This window comes from Neobacillus sp. NPDC058068 (assembly GCF_042885335.1).
Taxonomy (GTDB): domain Bacteria; phylum Bacillota; class Bacilli; order Bacillales; family Cytobacillaceae; genus Neobacillus.
This window is the reverse complement of record NZ_JBHVSI010000003.1, coordinates 83,236-102,274: the sequence shown is the minus strand read 5'-3', so window position 1 is coordinate 102,274 and position 19,039 is coordinate 83,236. Positions and strand designations below refer to the sequence as shown.

The 19,039-nt window shown below is 40.6% G+C and carries 12 protein-coding genes; 4 read left to right on the top strand and 8 right to left on the bottom strand.

Annotated elements, in window-relative coordinates; genetic code table 11:
• Positions 1-90: 90 nt before the first annotated feature.
• Positions 91-3,891: a glycoside hydrolase family 30 protein gene (locus tag ACFVSW_RS04770; protein WP_387312869.1), complete on the bottom strand. Its 3,801-nt coding sequence runs from the start codon at positions 3,889-3,891 to the stop codon at positions 91-93.
• A 441-nt stretch (positions 3,892-4,332) separates the two neighbouring features.
• Complete coding sequence (locus ACFVSW_RS04765; protein ID WP_387312866.1) at positions 4,333-6,999, bottom strand: bifunctional 2',3'-cyclic-nucleotide 2'-phosphodiesterase/3'-nucleotidase; 2,667 nt, start codon at positions 6,997-6,999, stop codon at positions 4,333-4,335.
• Positions 7,000-7,348: 349 nt separating this feature from the next.
• Between ACFVSW_RS04765 and ACFVSW_RS04760 the strand changes: the two genes are divergently transcribed.
• On the top strand, positions 7,349-9,118 hold the full coding sequence (locus ACFVSW_RS04760; protein ID WP_387312864.1) for a hypothetical protein: 1,770 nt from the start codon (positions 7,349-7,351) through the stop codon (positions 9,116-9,118).
• A gap of 220 nt (positions 9,119-9,338) precedes the next feature.
• Here the strand turns inward: ACFVSW_RS04760 and ACFVSW_RS04755 are convergent, their stop codons facing one another.
• The 4 genes from ACFVSW_RS04755 to ACFVSW_RS04740 form a co-directional block, all read right to left on the bottom strand.
• Entirely contained in the window at positions 9,339-9,467 is a 129-nt protein-coding gene (locus tag ACFVSW_RS04755; RefSeq protein WP_387312861.1) for a hypothetical protein, read from the bottom strand.
• Between the two features lie 220 nt (positions 9,468-9,687).
• Complete coding sequence (locus ACFVSW_RS04750) at positions 9,688-10,668, bottom strand: sensor domain-containing diguanylate cyclase (RefSeq protein ID WP_387312858.1); 981 nt, start codon at positions 10,666-10,668, stop codon at positions 9,688-9,690.
• A 21-nt stretch (positions 10,669-10,689) separates the two neighbouring features.
• Complete coding sequence (locus tag ACFVSW_RS04745; RefSeq protein WP_387312856.1) at positions 10,690-11,490, bottom strand: alpha/beta fold hydrolase; 801 nt, start codon at positions 11,488-11,490, stop codon at positions 10,690-10,692.
• A gap of 223 nt (positions 11,491-11,713) precedes the next feature.
• Entirely contained in the window at positions 11,714-12,907 is a 1,194-nt protein-coding gene (locus ACFVSW_RS04740; protein ID WP_387312855.1) for an oxalate decarboxylase family bicupin, read from the bottom strand.
• Between the two features lie 293 nt (positions 12,908-13,200).
• On the opposite strand from ACFVSW_RS04740, the gene ACFVSW_RS04735 reads away from it, so the two are divergent.
• The 3 genes from ACFVSW_RS04735 (at position 13,201) to ACFVSW_RS04725 (ending at position 15,235) form a co-directional block, all read left to right on the top strand.
• Positions 13,201-13,689: a hypothetical protein gene (locus ACFVSW_RS04735; RefSeq protein WP_387312852.1), complete on the top strand. Its 489-nt coding sequence runs from the start codon at positions 13,201-13,203 to the stop codon at positions 13,687-13,689.
• Between the two features lie 261 nt (positions 13,690-13,950).
• On the top strand, positions 13,951-14,817 hold the full coding sequence (locus ACFVSW_RS04730; RefSeq protein ID WP_387312850.1) for an alpha/beta fold hydrolase: 867 nt from the start codon (positions 13,951-13,953) through the stop codon (positions 14,815-14,817).
• 262 nt (positions 14,818-15,079) lie between these two features.
• A complete protein-coding gene (locus ACFVSW_RS04725) occupies positions 15,080-15,235 on the top strand; it encodes a hypothetical protein (RefSeq protein WP_252286368.1) in 156 nt (51 codons plus the stop codon).
• Between the two features lie 105 nt (positions 15,236-15,340).
• Here the strand turns inward: ACFVSW_RS04725 and ACFVSW_RS04720 are convergent, their stop codons facing one another.
• Both ACFVSW_RS04720 and ACFVSW_RS04715 read right to left on the bottom strand, forming a co-directional pair.
• Positions 15,341-17,656: a xanthine dehydrogenase family protein molybdopterin-binding subunit gene (locus ACFVSW_RS04720; protein WP_387312847.1), complete on the bottom strand. Its 2,316-nt coding sequence runs from the start codon at positions 17,654-17,656 to the stop codon at positions 15,341-15,343.
• Positions 17,657-17,749: 93 nt separating this feature from the next.
• Complete coding sequence (locus ACFVSW_RS04715; RefSeq protein ID WP_387312845.1) at positions 17,750-18,859, bottom strand: lactonase family protein; 1,110 nt, start codon at positions 18,857-18,859, stop codon at positions 17,750-17,752.
• Positions 18,860-19,039: the final 180 nt, after the last annotated feature.

Sequence of the window (19,039 nt, the reverse complement as noted above, 5' to 3'; positions counted from 1 at the left end):
GATTCAAATCGGGCAAATTGGTATGAAAAAAGCTATCTGCTCTCAATTTGAAAACAGATAGCTGCCAACAATATTGCTTTCTAATGCGCTTTATTCGTTCAGCGTTAATCCTTTTACGGCTGCTTGTAAAGATGTTTGGGCTGCAACAACTTTTTCAAGTGTACTTTTTGGATTTTTTAATACTGCTTTTGCATCTAATAGTGCCTTATGGAAAACCTTCCAACTTTCCTTAGTGTAATTTTTTTGTTCTTTATTTACATTTGCATTGTACAATTGCTGCAGTTTTTCTTTATTTACTTCCACTTTATTTGTGCCGGTAATGATATCAATACCATCCAAAACAAAAGTCCCGCCTTTGATAACAACTTTAGCAGTGTGCTTGGAATTTTCAAGTCCGCGAATAGTGTAAGATGTCTGTCTGTCTCCCCTAGAATAGATTCTAAAATTCTCGTCAATTAATTGATTATCGATATACACGTCAATTAATGCATCTGGAGTCGCTCCAAATAAATTGAAGCCTGAGCCTTTAAATGCGAAAATCATGCTGCTGTTAGGGTCATTTACTTTAGGAGTACTGTAGATATTGACACCGCGATAATCCATAAAGGTGTCTTTTCTTTCATTGCCGTTAAGAGAAACCTTTAGGGTATGCGGTTTTCCTTCCAGCCCTCTTACTGAATACCTTATGCCGGTGGTAGAATTGACAGCAAAGCTGCCCATATCTTTACCATCAAGCTCAAAATGATAAAGTGACTTTTCTCCAGTTCCAGCCAGATAATCAATACCTGAACCCGTAAAGTTAATCAAAATATAGGGGTCATCATCAAAATTTGCCCAGGCATTCGTATCATTTGATCCCCAGAGATTATTTTTTCTAAATGCATAAACGGTATTTTCTTCATTCCCCATCAGTGATTCATCATCTTTTATTTTAACAATATCATTAGCTCCTAATCCCTTGACTGCTAAAACTGGGTCAGTCGTTTCGATTTCGGCTTTGGTAAAGCTAATATATTTTTCTTTTGCAACTACCCGAAGCGTGTGTTCCTTGTCCTCAAGATCCCCTGCAGACCAGACCATCTGTGTAATACTACTATTATTTACATAATTCGCTTCACCTACTAACTCTCCATCTAAATAAACATCGCCTTTTCCATTAGACGGATTTGTTTCACCAAATAGTCTGATTTCAGTGCCCTTAAAATGAACTTCAAAGAAACCTCCAACTGATGCCCAGGCATTTGCGCTGTTAGATGACCAGCCTGTAGAGTAGAATACTTTATTTAATGTTCCTGGGACTGTTGCCATGTCTCTGTGCCCTACAGTTACACCATTCCAAACTGGAACATCCGTTTTTGCAGTCATTAGCGTGCGGTTAAAATGGGCATAACCGGCTTGTGTATATTCCCATTCCCCAACATACCCGATAGGATTCAACCTATTAGTATTTTTCAATGCCTCTTCTTCTGTTGCAAATTTCTTCCCTTGTGCACTATCAATTTTATCTGATTCATAAGTGTATCCTTTAATTGGATCGACACGTAAGTTATCGAAAAGGGTTTCATAATAACCAGAGCCTATCGCCACTCTGCCCGCCATTACTGTTGAAGCTTCGTCCGTATAAGCATCGATTACTTTTCCATCAAGATAAAGTGTAAATACGTTTTCTTTCGCTTCAAATGCCAGATTATGCCAAACCTTATTATCAAAGCCTTTAATTGTTCCACTTTTTTCAACTTTACCGAGTTTAAGAATTTCGTATTTTCCATCTGAAAACACCCGTGCATTGTATGGTGCATAGGAATCTGCTCCCTCAGCTTTCACTTGCCGCACACCGAGTAAGGCATAATTACTTCTGCCTTCTACTTCAGGTGTATGAGTATCAAGTAAAAAGTCATAAGAAGCTTTATAATTTGCCCAGCGATGATCACCGATCGTAGTATTTGGGTTACTGCTTGATGCTGATCCATCTTTCCCGCCCCAAACTGCCCAATCGGCACCAATGACGTCTGGTGTGATTTTCTGTTGCAGCATGTTACCGTGGGTTTTGGCATCCGGGATTTTCAAATCAGTTCGTGCTGCACTTCCACTAGTTAGGGGTTTAGTTGCTTTTTTAACCACCTCGAAAGCGGCGGTTTGGTCAGTAGTATAACGTGGTGTCCCTCCTCGGCGGTCAACATAATCTCTGCCTTTGCCATCGAGTGGATACTTTTTGTATTCGAAATCATCCGTATATGGTAATGGCAGGATAGTGTCTTTCGATAGATCAACTGGTTGTGATTGATATTCGAAGCCTTCAATTTCAGATTTCTTATCTAATGTTGAAATGGTCACGATTGAATAAGGTTTCACTTCTACTTCATATTCACCATCTTTTGGGGTGATTTTGTTGATATTTTTAAACCAGTTAGCATCAACATTTTGTCCTTCGTCTGCCCCCCGTGTTTCCCAAACATACACAGGTGCTTTCTCTTTTCCATTAAGATTTTTTGTTTTGATTTTATATTTACGTGTCTCTTTTGTATTATTTGCAAAAACCGTTGAATAATCATCCGTTTCTGGATCTTTTAACGTTAAATAATTATGTGTACTAGTATCGACATCTACACCGCCATCAAAGAAAGCTCCATCACTAAATGTTGCATCCTTTACATACATCCAGCGCTCATTTTCAGGTGTGGCGCGATTATCATATCCGACAAAATTCATAACATGACGAACACCTTGTAAACCGCCATCTGCTTCATAAAAACCAGACCATGGGTCATACGCACTAATCAAGTGTTTCGGATTATAAGCAGCACCTTCATAAAAGGCTGCAACTGAAGGTTGAAAATCAAAAGAAACCGCATTAAGTGGATTGCTTCCTGCTCCTGTCCATGAATACGCTGAAATAATTCGGGAAGTTACATCGATAATCCCTGCTTTTCCTCCAAGCCCTTTATAATTTGGCTCCATATTTTCACGAAAACGGGCATTGATCATTGGGGCAATTCCCTCAGACACCCAATTTTCTTTTGGCTGTTTGCCTTCAGCAATTAATTTCTTTTGCAATTGAGTCATTTCGTTTGAACCAGTCAGACCATAATGGGAACTGATTATATCAATTTCATCAATCAAATCTGGATTATCCAGTAGTGTACGACTAATTGTTGATGTATCACGGTAGCCATCTGCAGCAACGAGTTTAATATCTTTGTAGTCTGCATCGTAATTGGGCTCTTGTTTGATTTTTGAAGTAAAATATTTTAGCCATTCAACTTCATTTTTACCATTATTTTGTGCTCTTTCATTTTGAGAGATTCCAACATAATCTAGTTTAAAACCATATTCAGCATAAACAGCATCGATTGTCTGCTTATACCATTGGTAGCGGTTCTCATATTTATTTGTTGCAGCCCCATTCCATGACCAACGCGGTTCACCCCAGCGCAAAATTTCGACTGTGATATCTGGGTTAATTGATTTGGCATCAGCGGCAAATTGGAATCCTGCCCCTCTCAGCACATTTGCTAGTTCATCTGCATAACGCATGGTTGCAGGCTCTGTTCCTGAAGATGAATTAACATCCGCACCTAACTCTACTTTAACGTGTGCCAGCCCACCCCCTGTTTCTTTGTTAAACAGCTTATTCATTATTTCCCAATACTCTTTTGGATGCTCTTCCTTATAATCTAACATCAGCCGGGATGTATTATTCGCTGTTACTGTTCCAAAGCCTTTAAATCGGTTATATTGATCGACATTGTTTCCATCAATTGTAATTGTTTTTGTGATTACCTCAGCTTTGGTTTCTTTATTCCCTATAAAGGCACCTGACCCAATTAGCATGGAAGCGACAGATAAATATCCAATCATCTTTTTTAATTTTTTTCTGCTTTTACTTTCCACTTTTATAATTTTTCATTCCCTTCACTAGAGATATTAAACGCAATGAATCGTTTCGCTTACGGCGGCTCATTTTAAGATATTGCCGTTAGAAGATGTGTTTTTTCTGGGGTTGTTGTAAAAAAGAGGTGTTTAAATCCTTGATATGAAATTCTAATGAAGTATAAAAAACTGCTACATATTTAACCCCCTTTTTATAAGGAAAATTCAGAAAACTATCAGCTAACTCTTTCATCATAACAGTTTATAATTTATTATTTATACCATTAAATTGACCTTATCTAACTCTATTTTTACATCTTAGGTTTGTTTATGAAAAAAGACATATAAAAAATTTATTAAAAAAACCTGCTTATTTTGCTGACATTCATTTTTCGACAAAGCAACGATACTGAACAAAAAGGCCAATTCCCGTGTTAACGTTGGGAATTGGCCTTTGTTTTCTTATTTAATCCATGCTCCGTCTGCTCCGAGCTTGTATCCTTGGACGGTTGTGTTTACTGCCATGGTTCCATCTTTTTTAAGATAGTACCATTTGTTTTTGTACTGCACCCAGCTGTTTTCAAGCATTTTGCCTGATTTGCCTAGGTAGTACCAGGCATTTTTGTCCTGTACCCAGCCATTTTCTAGCATTTTGCCTGATTTTCCTAAGTAGTACCAGGCATTTTTGTCCTGTACCCAGCCATTTTCTAGCATTTTGCCTGATTTGCCTAAGTAGTACCAGACATTTTTGTCCTTTACCCAGCCATTTTCAAGCATTTTTCCTGATTTTTCTAAGTAGTACCAGACATTTTTGTCCTGCACCCAGACATTTTCAAGCATTTTGCCTGATTTACCTAAGTAGTACCAGGTATTTTTGTACAATACCCAGGCATTTTCTAGCATTTTGCCGTCTTTACCTAAGTAGTACCAGACATTTTTGTCCTGTACCCAGCCATTTTCTAGCATTTTGCCTGATTTCCCCAAGTAGTACCAAGTATTTTTGTACAATACCCAGGCATTCTCTAGCATTTTCCCATCAGAACCAAGGTAATACCAGTTTACTTTATCTTTTAACCAACCAGTTTGTGCCGCGCCATCTTCATAGAAATACCAATGGCCGTCTTCGAATTGCCAACCTTCTTTAACCGGTTCCGGTTGTTCTTCATTGGCACTTGGGACTAATTGATAGGTTTGGCTGCCGCCGTTTTCTTCACCAAGAGCTTTAATGTTTGGCACTAAGTCCAGATATTGTTTTGCAACCGCAGAAGCTGTAAATGTCATGGTTACATTTCCGTCAACCGGTGCAATCGACCAGTTGTTGTCCGGCGTCATGTTAATGACTCCTCTTTCTCTGATATAATCCATCAAAATATCACGGATTTCATCAGTAGAATCAAGCACTAGCTCAGCCGTTCCATCAACTAAGCCCGGGAACTTCCCGCCGCCGCCTGCACGGTAGTTATTGGTCACAACGATAAACTCTTGATCATCCTTAATCGGCGAACCATCCATCATCTTAAAATTAATGATTCTGTGTGAAGCCGCATTCTCAAGGACACCCTTGTTCCAGTCATATCTTCTAGGCTGGGTAACATCCACTTGATATTTAACACCATCAATTACATCATATAAGTAGCCTGGGAAAGAGTTATCAAGTAAATTTTGTTGTTCCTCATTAGTTGGATCGATCTGTTTAAAAGATGAAGCCGAAAATTCAAGCCACTCTCTCACTTGAGCCCCGGTCATTTTTACCGCTTTAATCGTATTGTCAAAGTTGTACAAATCTGTTGCACTTTTAATTGAAAGATCTCCGACAGCGACATTTGTATTATTTTTAAAAGGAGCCATTGCCGAAACAACTGGAATTCCCTTTAATTCCGGTTTATTTAATGGAATCCATTTGTTTGCATAATCGATTTGCGCCAGGTTCACAAGGTGTAAACTGGCATCGTCTACTGCCCTTGAGAAAAAGCTGAACAAAGGCTGCTTCGTTTCGCCGATTTTTTCATTCACATACTTAATCGTTGCCTCGTGCATGTCTTTTACTCCATCAACAATCTCTTGATCCAATGGAGTATCCACGGAAACTGGACGATTCGCTGAATTAGAAGCTTTCTTATCGACAGTCCATTTGCCCGTTTCATCTTTAACAAGTTTTAAATCCACGACGCCTAAATTGTCGCCCCATTTTCCTGCTTCAACGGCAGGAACGCCATGAATATGTCCTGTTTTATTATCAATTTCCGGTTTATTGTTAAAGCCACTTGCCCCTGGGAATGTTGTGTGTGCATGCCCAAACAGCATGACATCGATTTCAGGAACCTTCGTTAATTCATAAACCGCGTTCTCGGCTTCTTGATCATCTTCTTCCTGAATGTCACAGCCGGAGTGAGCAATCGCGACAATAATATCCGCCCCAGCTTCTTTCATTTTAGGGATGAATTTTCTTGCTGTTTCCGTAATCCCCTCAACTGTTACTTTTCCATCCAGATGGAACTTGTCCCAATTCAAGATTTGTGGTGGAACAAAACCGATGACTCCAACCTTAATCGTCGATTCATTGCCAGCATCATCGACAATGGTTTTATCAATAATTTCATATGGAGTAAAATAGTTCTCTCCATTGTCAGCACGATAAACGTTCGCGTTTATCACTTTGAAGTTAACATCTTTTAAGACACGATCCAGATAATCCAAACCATAGTTGAACTCATGGTTCCCGACAATCGCTGCATCGTAGTCAAGGGTGTTCATTGCTTTAAATAATGGATGAACTTCACCTTTCTTCAGGTTTTTGGCAGCATACGTTGCCAAAGGATTCCCTTGGATGGAATCACCCGCATCAAAAAGCATTGAGTTTTTAACTCCTTCTTCTTCTCGAGCCGCCTTGATCAGTGTTGCAGTCTTTGCCAAACCATATTTAATTCCTTGGTCTGTACCTTGATAATAATCATACGGCATAACATTAGAATGAAGATCCGTAGTTTCCAAGATACGTAACTTTGCTGTGTTCCCTGTACCAGCTTCACTATCTGCTTTTACTCCAGCAGGAAATAAGCCTTGTACTGAGGCAGCAACAAGAAAAGCTATTAAAATAGCATTCAGAAAAACTTTTCCTTTTTTCAACACAAATCATCCACCTTTCGACACAATATTTAGTACCCCGAAAAATTATACAATGACTCTAGCAACTTTACAAGTATTGGGGTGATAGCGTTTGCACATACAAATGGAGGGAAGCGTGGGGACGGTTCTTCTGCTTCATGACAACAGAGAACCGTCCCTTCGTCCCTTCCCAATGTCCCACGAATTCCCATAAATATCTTCTACCAAAATAGAAAGAGATAAGCTACATTTAATAATGTAAAAACTGCTGTCTGCCATTAATAATATTTTTATGGAAGCATCACCTTGCTTCTACTATTCTTGCGATTCTATTAGTGTAGAGGTATAACAGTAGTGTGAAAGGAAGAGATCAATGAAAAAAATCAGCTTAACGGTATTTTTATGCAGCCTATTAATGTTGGTATATGCTCAGCAAATGGAGGCCGCAGGAATAGACAATGTCGAGCAATATACCTTTTCTGGGGACAGTGCCAATATGACCAGTGACGGAAAAAAGATTTATATGCAAAAATACGAGGCCTTTGGCGACAAGAAGAACACCACAAATTTCACCGTCTATGATAGAACTACAGGGACGACCGATGAATTTTCCTTACCCCGTCCCCATTCAAATCAAGACTTTCTTTTGAGTCCCAAAGGAAAATATCTAGTATCAGCCGGTTACTATAGCGCGGAGACCATTGTCGCTTCCACCATTGATAAAAAAATTATTTACACGCTTTCGGACCGAGGAGAGCGAATTGTCTTTGATCGGAATGATACGCTCATGGCGGTTACCAATTACAACAGCACTCCAGCTACCATCTCCGTATATCAATTGCAAACTGGGACAAAGCTGTTCACAAAGACGGTTCCCGATTATCCCAATATGACATTTGATAAGGACGGGAAAATCTTAATCCTAGGCCACCAGCAGGACTATCCTTATGAATTTATCGATGCTGCTTCCGGCAAAGAACTTTATACTATCGATCCGGAATATTTCGGAAACTATTTAGAAGTACAGTCTATGGAACTTAGTCCCGATGGCAAAAAATTATATATTGCGAAACCTCATGAATTGAGTGTCCTGGACATGACCACAAAAACCTTTACTGGGTTGGTTTGGAACAGGAGTGTAAATTTTTTAAAAATTAAATTGCATCCAAACGGAAAAGACCTACTTGTTAGTACTGTTAATGGAATCTATATTTACGACCTAAGTACATCCATTTGCAAATATATGATGCCGCTTACCCATGGAAGCCCTTTTACTTTAAGCGACGATGGCAACTGGCTGTTAACTCCTAACAGCTCTGGGGCGACACTAACAAACTACCAAAGCATGATGGGACAAGGTTTTTCCGCGATTGACATTTTACCGAATGTTCATTCGTTCAGCACAAAGGATCTATTGATTCCGTTGCAAGTACAAGCCACAAAGTGGAATGGGGAAAAGGTAATTTTAGATCCATCAGAATACAAATTAACGTTGGATACATCCCTATTCCTTAGTCTGCTAGTAGAAAATAACACCATGTATTTGAAGGCGGATGCTGGAGCAGAATCATATTTTCGAACTACCCCAGCTGTCGTAAAAATTAAAGCAGAATCTTCAGGCTACTTGAGCTATATAAAAACGGAAAGGACTTATGTTTTCACAGGCTGGCTAAACATACGCGGCCAATGGTATTACTTGGATGAAAATGGTTTCCTGCAGGATGGCTGGCAAACCATAAATGGGAAAAGCTATTTCTTTGATGGCAATATTATGAAAACCAACTGGTTCTTGATTAACGGAAAGTGGTATTATTTTAACTCAAATGGTTCAATGAAAACCGGATGGCTGCAATCCAATTCCAAGTGGTATTTCCTAAAGGAAAACGGCCAAATGCAAACAGCCTGGCTTAAGTCCGGAGGAAAATGGTATTACTTTAATGGAAATGGAGTAATGCAAACCGGATGGCTAAAGCTTAGCGGTCAATGGTATTACCTTGACCAGAGCGGAGCAATGAAAACCGGATGGCTGAAGCTTAACAATCAGTGGTATTTCCTAGACCAAAGCGGGGCAATGAAAATTGGCTGGCAAACCATTAACGGAAAGAAGTATTACTTCAACTCAGGCGGGGTTTGGGTAAAATAACATTCTAGGCGCCCCCAAGCGCATATCTTAGAAAAGCCAGGCCATATGCCTGGCTTTAGTAATTTTTCCTTATGAAATCCAACGAGATCATCCGAAATTAACCGTCGATTAGTTTTGCATTTCGTCTCCAAATACAGGTCTGACCAATATACGTAAAAAGGGAGACAACAACATCACAATTGTAGTCTCCCTTTCATCATTCAGTTAAACTATTCCGGGATTATTTCACCCACACTCCACTACTATTGAAGAAGTATCGTTTACCGGAAATTGTAATCCAGCCTGTTTGCATCGCGCCGCTCTTGTTGAGGTAGTACCATTTCATTTGAAATTGTCTCTTTCTCTTCAATTCGCTTCCTCCCTCTCTAGTTTAAATCTCAATAGTTACGATTATAGAAAAAAAACAATATTTCCCTAGTTATTTATTCGAATAATTCGAATTTACATAAAATCCACTCAGTTATTCTCTATACAAAAAAGGCGAGGAGCCTTTGCTCTTCGCCTTGCTTTCATACTTTACTGCTTAAAACTTTAGCTAAGCGGGGGTCTCCGCTCTTGGCACGCATTTATTATGATAACTCGCTAAAATGTGTGGCGCGATTTCGACCATTTTCCTTGGAAGCGTAGAGAGCTTGATCTGCGTTTTTCAAGATAGATGCTTCTGAATCCTTAGCAGTAAATGTCGCTGCCCCAACACTCACTGTTAAGCTGCCTGTTTCTTTCCATTCAGCTAGTTCAACCTCTTGATTAACCTTCTGAGCCATCAATAATGCCTCACCCACATCAGTATGCGGAAGAATGATGACAAATTCTTCACCGCCCAACCGTGCAGCTATATCTTCGGGCCGCACCTGAGTCTTTAGGATGTTTGCTAATTTCACAAGTACAATATCGCCAATTTGATGGCCATATGTATCATTTACTTTTTTGAAATGATCAATATCAATAATTAGTAGAGAGAATGTTTTTTCTCCTTTATGGTACAATTCAATCTGCTCTTCTAGCTTTTCTTGGAAGAGTCTTCTGTTCGGAATGCCTGTGAGCTTATCGGTATTCGATATTTCTACTAATCCTGAATTAATTTCCATTAGTTCAATCTGTTTCTTTTCAATTTCAAGATAGATTTGTTCAAGCTTTTCAAGGGCTAGATTTTTTTCTAAATAGGCCTCTTCCATTTGGTTCTTAGTCGACCGTAATTCTAACTCATAATCAATCCGCTTCTTCATTTTAACCAATATACAGTCAATCATTTCTAGACCATCCTGCCCAAATCGTCTAGCATTCATCAAATATGGAACGGATTCACCAGTGTGATTTTTTAAATTAATGAATAGCTCTTCTACATGCCCATGCAAATTAATATTCGGATAAAAATAAGAATGAAAAATCAGCTTATTCCCTGTCGTCAATAACGATTCAAAATGCTTTCCTACTAAATTCTCTTGCTTGAAGCCCATCCATTCAAGAAAGGTATTATTAACCTCGATAATAGATCCATTATGGTCAATCGATATAAACCCACAAGCTGCCTCTATTAATCGTTCATCCATAACTAATCTCCCTTTTATTCATTAATTCATTAGATAATCTATAATAATCTTAGTTGTTTCTACTGGCTGACTAATATGTGGATAATGCCCTCTTGCATCTATGATTTGAAGCGTACTATTTTGTAAATGCTTATGTAAATATTCTCCTACTTCTATTGGAACAATGCTATCATTCGAGCATTGAATAATAAGTGTAGGTACCTTCACTGATGGTATGCTCGCGCGATAATCCGAAAAGAATGTTACCTCCGCGAACTCCCTTGCTATACGCGGGTCCGTTGAGACAAAGCTATTCTCTAATTCTTGCGTTAGCTTGGGATCCTTCGATTGGTCCATAGCAAATGGCGCCATATAGCTTGCCCAACCTGCAAAATTCATTTCCATCAAAGCAAGTAATTCGGTAATATCACTTTGTTCAAAGCCGCCAACATACCCGTCTGTGTCATTTAAATAACAAGGCGAAGGCCCAATCATAATTAATTTATCAAAGTAATCCGGACGCTCAATTGCAGCAAGCATCCCAATCATCGAACTAATAGAATGGCCAATGAATAGTATATGTTGAAGACCCATTTCTTCAATAATATCCAAGACATCCTGCATATACCCTTGAAGTGTGCTATATTTTTCAGATTGGTATGCCGTGATATCTGAATTTCCTGACCCTGTATAGTCAAATAATATAATTCTATATCTCTCAGCAAATTTAGGAGCGATATATTGCCACATGCTCTGATCACAACCAAATCCATGCGCAAATATAATTGTTTGCTCTCCCTGTCCCATCACCCGTACATTATTTCGTTTTATTACATCATTCATGAACAAATTCTCCTCTTCCTAATTATTTTCATTATATTCATTTTGATGGATTACACCTTAAATATCTAGTAAAAATCTACTAATTAATTTTTCTCTTAACAAGGACATGAACAAAGAAGCCACCAATTCTGGCAGCTGGATCTTCAAGTAACCCCCCAGGATAAATTGTCTTGTACATAGTAACCACCTCCACAACTCTATGGGTGAGCAAATCTCCTCTTATCTACCTGTTTTTTGGGTAGTAGGAATACCCGGGATATTTCACAACAGGCCATTTCTCCTTCCGTAGAGAATCAATTAATTCTGTTCCAACATTTAAGTTGCTCCTAACTAAATCTTTAGGAGTCAGTGCCATCCATTGATTTAGTGACACGTCTTCAAAGCGATTGCTTTTGAACATTTCTAAAAACCATAACGTTTCGGTACCGGTGTTTTGAATATAGTGTCCAGTAGCAAAGGGTACATATCCGACATCACCTGCTCTATAGTCAAATGTACGAGCTGTACCATTCCCAGTAAATACAGTCATTCGCCCTTGTCCAGTAAGGTAATACTGCCATTCGTCGTTATTGGGATGCCAATGAAGTTCTCTCATTGCACCCGGTTCAATCTCAACGAGTGCTGCTGCAACTGTTTTCGAAATTGGAAAGTTTGAAGAGTCCACAATTCGTACACTACCACCAGGCGTTTTAATTGGTGTTTGTTTCAATAGCTCGTGCTTGAAGGTTAAAGGAACATCTCCGTAGGGTGACTGGACTTCCTGACTTTCTAGTGAACCTGGTACCTCTACCTGATAAATATATACCTGTTCAGAAGGGATAGAGTTAAAAGCACTCTCTGGTACTCCGAAATTTGCAGACAGAACATCTTTGGGAGTATGTGCAAACCAATCGGAGATGGATAAGGTGGAAAGATCGGAAAAGTTCCCGTCATCGAAGACGAGCAGAAATTCACAATGTTCCAACCCTTGGATCGAATGAGGAATACCTGGGGGGAAGTACCAAATATCTCCCGGTCCGATGTCGGCAATAAAATTTCGTCCTTGTTGGTCAACCGAAGTTACACGTGCCCGGCCTAGCAGCATATACGACCATTCTGCTTGTTTATGCCAATGGAGTTCACGTACTCCGCCGGCAGTTAAACTCATATTTACTCCTGCAAGGGTGGTGGCTATAGGAAGTTCCCTCACCGTAATCTCGCGGGACCATCCTCCGTGATCTAATTTCATTGAAGTATCTGAGAATGAGAATTTCAAGTTTGGGAGCAAGCCCGCATCCGTAATAGGTGGGACTAGCATATTCGGATTTTGAAGATCACGCATAATATTACGAGGTCCGGAATCAATCCCTCCTGCTCCATCACTTCGGATAGGTTGAGGCACATTCCCACCCATTTGACTAATGGATCGTTTTTCCATACCTACACTCCTCTTTTATGGGATTACATAGGGAAAATTCTTTTTCATAGTGTATGACTTGGGCTTCAAAAAGTGCTTATTGATAAAAAACAGGTGCATCCCTTATTCAAGAAATACACCCGCTTGTATAAGTACACTTACACACAATCTTGTTTGTGCTTGCCAAGCTGCCCACTGTAACGATGGACAAATGGTCAGAATAAAATATGGCAGGAGGGATTTTAAATGGATTATGGATTTAGCGGTTATTACCGTCAACATCCCAGTATTCATCCAATTTTAGATCAAATTTTTTGGAGAGATGGACTGGAGAACCCAAAAATACAGTTTATTTGCTAATCAATAAATATGGTTTACCTGATGAAGCAAGTTCAAGAAGAATCATCTGGTATAATAATGGTCCTTGGAAGCGGACGATTGTGCATCTTGATACTGTCCCTCATAACACACCGACTCCCCATCTTGATTATTTAGAACAAACCATTGATTATAAAGTTCCTGTTCAATTTTTTGATGAATTAGCACAGTTTGATGGTAGTTTATATCCAGACCGAACGGCTGGTGAAGCTACGGCTAAATGCGATCAAGAAGCGGCGAATTTTATGGCATTAAACTTGATGAACGACATTGTGACTGGCAAGCGAACCGTAGAAGATGCACGTCGTGCTGCAGTTGAAATTGAAAAAGCTTTTCGATTAAAAGGACAATCATCACCTTACACCACAGGATTCCTATTCCCAAAACAATCTCATACTGCTGATCCTGATGTAGCCTCTTTTTAAGGCTAATAAGTCAAAAAATAAATTAAATAGCAAAACGCTGACGATGATGCTCAGCCTTTTGCTAGAAAAATAATAAGTAATTATAAAACAAAAAGGATTAGATTATACTTACAGCCTTTAGCCCTATAACGGGAAATATCCAAGCCTACCCCTGTATCCTTTTAGCCTCCTAAATCAAATTATCGTTGTTGGGTCATGCAAATTGGCGAAGTTAACCGAATATATTCAACGGTATAACAAAGTGAAATGGAGGGTAAAAGGATGTTTAACAGTTTTCTTGTCGAGGTCTCGGGAAACACAATTTTCGTGCGCCGTTATGGACAAGGACCGGCAATTCTATTGGTGCACGGCTTCCCGCGCACAAGCCTGATGTGGCGATTCCTCGCGCCGAAGCTTGCGGAAAATCATACTGTGATTTGCGTAGACTTGCGCGCCTACGGCCACAGCGGGATACCCGCCTCCAGCCATGATCACTTTCCTTATTCAAAGCGCGCGATGGCGAAGGAATTGGTTGAGGTGATGAGCAAACTTGGCTTTCCGACCTTCATAGTGATCGGTCACGACCGCGGGGGACGCGTCAGCTACCGTATGGCCTTGGATCATCCGAAGAATGTGGAGCGTCTGGCCGTGTTTGACGTCATTCCGATTTTAGAAGCGTGGAAACGGGCAGATGCGCGCTTTGCTCAAACCTACTGGCCCTGGAGTTTACTGTCGCAGAAACCACCGCTGCCAGAGAGTTATCTACTCGGTGCTCCCGAGGCCGTCTTCCATAACCCCTTCGGCGAAGGTTCCTTCGGCCGCGAAGTCTTGCAAGAGTACGTTTCAACCTATTACAATCCGGCCCGCGTGCATGGTATCTGCGAGGAATATCGAGCTGCAGCGACGATCGATGTCGAACACGACCGCGCGGACAAAGAAGCGTCGAAAAAAATTGAGTGTCCGATGCTGCACCTGTGGGCGGAGGGCGGTTGGCTTGACACTTACTATGCAAAAGACGGCGGTCCGCTCGGCATATGGCGGCAATGGGCTCCGAAAGTGCAAGGGCAGGCGATAAAGGGTGGCCACTTCTTCCCAGAAGAGAATCCTGACGACACAGCGGTTCTCGTGAAGCTGTTCCTCTCCGCTTAATGAAAGATGGCAAAGAGAATTGAGATTGAAATGAAAAAGTGATAAGAAGATTAAAAAACGTCATTTTTACGATTAAAATGACGTTTTTTTGTATAAAATTTATTTATTTCCACCATGTTTTAATAACCGATTATCCCTCTACCTGTTTTCATACTCCTTTGACTCCATGTACTTAAAATTAAATTCAAATTTTGCATAAATCTTAATTGATCTACTCATCATAATCAGGAACCATCTTAATATCAAAGGAGGTACTAGACAAATGAATAAAGACACTCAGAGTAATATGATAAATTCTCAAGCAGTAAAAAACCAGCTTCATCAACTCGAGGAACAAAACGGTACTAATGAGAAAAATAAAAAGGGTAGTACGAATGAGATTCAACCAATTGCTACTGACGAAGGACTAACACAATAGTTTTTAGTGTATAAGTACATTTCCACCTTTTGTGGAAAATTTTTAAATCGAAATGGATATTGCCTAGTTGGTTCCTCAGGATTGACTAGGTTATTTATGTTTTCTTTATTGCTTCTCCTTTGCTTTCCAAATCAATTCCGGAATTAAGGGCAGATTATGAAGCGAAACACCAGCAGCCACGGACAATGCATTCCCGAGGGCCCCAGGCATTCCCATTAGCCCTAGTTCTCCTATTCCACGAGCTCCGTATGGACCATCAATTTGTGGATTTTCAACAAAACCAACCAAGTAATTAGGATTCTCTCCATAGCGGAGCGGGCGATAGGTCCGAAGCTGCGGATTCAAAACCCTCCCTAAATCATCAAAATAAAATGTTTCTCTCCCAGCGAATGCCAGCCCCATACTCATTGCCCCCATAACCTGACCTAATGCTGTTTTTTCATTCATCACCCTGCCAGCATCCACCACCGCAGCAGCATTAACCAGTCGATAAGTATAATCTTTACGATCAAATTCTACCTCTACTCCATAAGCCGCAACAGACCACTCCGGACCAGGCTTCCCAGCTCCAGTTTCGGGATCCAAATACGTTATGTGACGTAAAATATATTTCCCTCTGCCAATGATTTGACCACCAATTGCGTTACCATTTGGATACTTATACCCATAACCAATATCTTTAAAATGGAGGCCAATGGATGGATCATCCCTTAAAAACACCCGACTATTTGCCACTTCTAAATCTTCTTTCGGTGCTCTCAGCACACATGAGGCCACTTCTTTTAATTGGTTAATCACATCCTCTGCGGCATTTAAGGTGGCCCTGCCTGCCATAAATGTTCCCCTGCTGGCAACGGTCTTCCAATGTTCTGGCATGGTCTGGGTATCAACTTCCATTCTGACATGAATTTTATCGACATCCATTTTAAGTCTCTCAGCGAGAATTTGAGCAAGCACAGTCTTAGTGCCAGTTCCAATTTCGATTACGCCTGACATTAAATTGATACTACCGTCCCGATTAAATGTTAAAATAACACCTGAGGGAGCGTTGGCATCAATCGTGGACGTTTTCCAGCTGCAGCTTACGCCTTTTACTCTTACATAACGTTCATTTATCTGTTTAATCGGCCCTTCGTCCCACTTGATTAAATGTCTTACTTTCTCAATACAATGTGGTAAGTCACCTAAATTGCTTTTATTAAAAAGAACCCTTGTCGGTGATGTATTTCCTGGCCTAATGGCATTTAAAAACCTAAGTTGAAGTGGATCCATCTTCAGTTTTTGTGAAAGTAGGTCCAGTGTTCTTTCGATCACAAAAGAAAGCTCCGAATGAGAAAATCCTCTGTATGGGGTGGCATACGGATGATTGGTATACATACAGTATGAATCACACCATACATTCTCCACATTGTAGGGTCCTGTGCAATCGACCGCTCCAGATCTCGTTACATCAATGGCTTTATCCGAATAAGCACCCCCATCCCACAAATAAAGGAGTTCCATAACTTTAATTTTCCCGTGACGGTCAGCCCCAATTTTTACTGTAGCATCTAAACCAATATGACATGGAGATGTAATGATATCCTCTTCACGCGTATTAAAAACCTTTACGGGTCGGCCACCAACAGCCTTCGATGCTAAGTATGCAAATACTTCAAGCTGAACAGGTGCTTTTCCACCGTAGCCTCCTCCAACAAACGGCGTGCGAACAACAATTTTACCTATATCTTCACCAAAGTAATCAGATATCAGTGTTTTGACCATATAAGGCGCCTGAGATGCGGTCATTATATTGATTGTTCCATCTCGTGAAATCTCACAAGTTGAACATCTTGTTTCCATTGCGGCATGATCTGAGGGGGAAAAGGAAAAGCTTGCTTCTACTGTTACCTCACTCTCAGACCATCCTTTTTCCATATCCCCCTTGCGAATTTTGGTAAGCGTTGCAATGTTTGTTCCCGGAACCGGGTGTGAATCTTCCTCCTTTTTATATTCGCCTAACCTCTCATGGACGAGGGGAGCATTCTTTTGGAATGCCTGTGTAGGTGAATTTACTACAGGTAACAATTCATAATTGACCTTAACCAAGTTAGCTGCTTTCTTAGCTTGTGAAGGTGTATCAGCAACAACTAATGCAACTGGTTCTCCGTGGTAACGGACCTTACCAACAGCAATTGGCGGGCGGTCGCGAATGGCCTCACCTATAAGTGGATAATGTTCTCCTGTGATAATCGCCCTAACTCCTGGTATTTTTAGGGCTTCTGTCTTGTCAATCGAAGTGATCGTAGCGTGTCCATAGGGACTGATGACCTTTGTACAAGAAAGCATCCCAACTGAATGGTAATCATCTGTGTATTTCGCGTCTCCTGTCACTTTATCCCAAGCGTCTTTACGAATGACGCTTTTTCCAATTACGTCCAAGTCAATCCCTCCTAACCGTCGGGTTTTCATGAAACCTTTCCCATTAAATTAATATTCGTGTAAATAAAGATAAATACAGTAACGTTGAAAAAATCAAAGAATAGCTAACCCTTGCGATCCGAGGTAAGGAAAGTTAGTCCAAGCAGCAACCTGCAATCTAACTAGACTTCCATCATCTTGAATGGAAAATACGGAGACTGTACCCTGATTTCCGTTTAGAGTGTAAAAATACCGTCCATCTTTACTCACTCCCACATCCATCGGCAGCCCAGGAGCTGTACCTGATGGTGTACTCGTAATATGCCTTACCACTGACAGTGCTCCATTGGGATCGATTCGGTAGGTGGAGATGGTGCCACTTAAGGTGTTGGTAACGTAGGCAAAACGTTCATCCCGCGTTGTTACAACCCAGCAAGCGGTCTTATATCCATTTGGGACTGAGCCGCTAATCACATGAAGAATCCCGTCGTTGCTCATTGAATAGGATGACAGGGCATTTGAATCGGCTTCAGTAACTAAAAGGATTCCAGAGGACAGAAAATAAGCACCCAATGGTCCTTGACCATAAGAATCATTAACAATTGGCTCTGTAACCGTACCATTTTGATTTACATGGAATACACTAAGATGGTTTGAAGTAAGCTCGGATACAAGGATTTTACTACCATCACGAGTGAAGAGAACTTGAGCGGGCTGAGCATTGAAAGTGCTGAGAGAGCGGGAGGACCCAGCAATAGAAGTAAGGCGTCCGTTATCATCTATGCGAAAGCCCGTGATGTTGGATGCAAAATTGTTTGCCGGATTACCTACATTGGCAACATAGACAAGATTACCAAACACATCTACGCTATTGGGCTGAGCACCCCCCGATGGCTTCACATCCACGAGAACGGGTGCACCGCTGTCAGTAATGATGAAACTGCTGATACTATTGTCTCCTGCGTTCACCGCAAGAAGGAAACGTCCATCACGGGACAAAGTTAGGGCTCCTTGTGACGCAAGGGGATCGACACCATCGTTTGCAGTTGCCGTGGAGACTTCCTTTGTACCAGTACCTCTACCATAAGTTGGGTAGGAACCCACAAAGGTGAGCATTCCATTCATGTCCCTGTGAAAGGCAATGATTTGATTCATTGCTTCATTATTAGTCATAATGTAAACCATACTCGCATTCGCACGGTAATATTTGTTCATTGTCTGCATTTTTTAACATTCCTCCTTTCATAGTTTTATATGGTGTTTTTACCATTTCAATTCCCCAAATATTTGGTTTAAAGGATTATCAGACACTTATCCCACTGAACTATCTTCAGCAAAACGAGCATTTGGTAATCCCGAAACGGAAACAATTCTCCCTCCACTTTTAGGTAATTGGGACGAGGC

Excerpts from the sequence above, each read along its gene's own strand:
- ACFVSW_RS04725 (WP_252286368.1), top strand. The coding sequence starts at position 15,080 with ATGAATAAAGACACTCAGAGTAATATGATAAATTCTCAAGCAGTAAAA.
- ACFVSW_RS04750 (WP_387312858.1), bottom strand. The coding sequence starts at position 10,668 with ATGGATGAACGATTAATAGAGGCAGCTTGTGGGTTTATATCGATTGAC.
- ACFVSW_RS04760 (WP_387312864.1), top strand. The coding sequence starts at position 7,349 with ATGAAAAAAATCAGCTTAACGGTATTTTTATGCAGCCTATTAATGTTG.
- ACFVSW_RS04715 (WP_387312845.1), bottom strand. The coding sequence starts at position 18,859 with ATGCAGACAATGAACAAATATTACCGTGCGAATGCGAGTATGGTTTAC.
- ACFVSW_RS04740 (WP_387312855.1), bottom strand. The coding sequence starts at position 12,907 with ATGGAAAAACGATCCATTAGTCAAATGGGTGGGAATGTGCCTCAACCT.
- ACFVSW_RS04730 (WP_387312850.1), top strand. The coding sequence starts at position 13,951 with ATGTTTAACAGTTTTCTTGTCGAGGTCTCGGGAAACACAATTTTCGTG.
- ACFVSW_RS04745 (WP_387312856.1), bottom strand. The coding sequence starts at position 11,490 with ATGAATGATGTAATAAAACGAAATAATGTACGGGTGATGGGACAGGGA.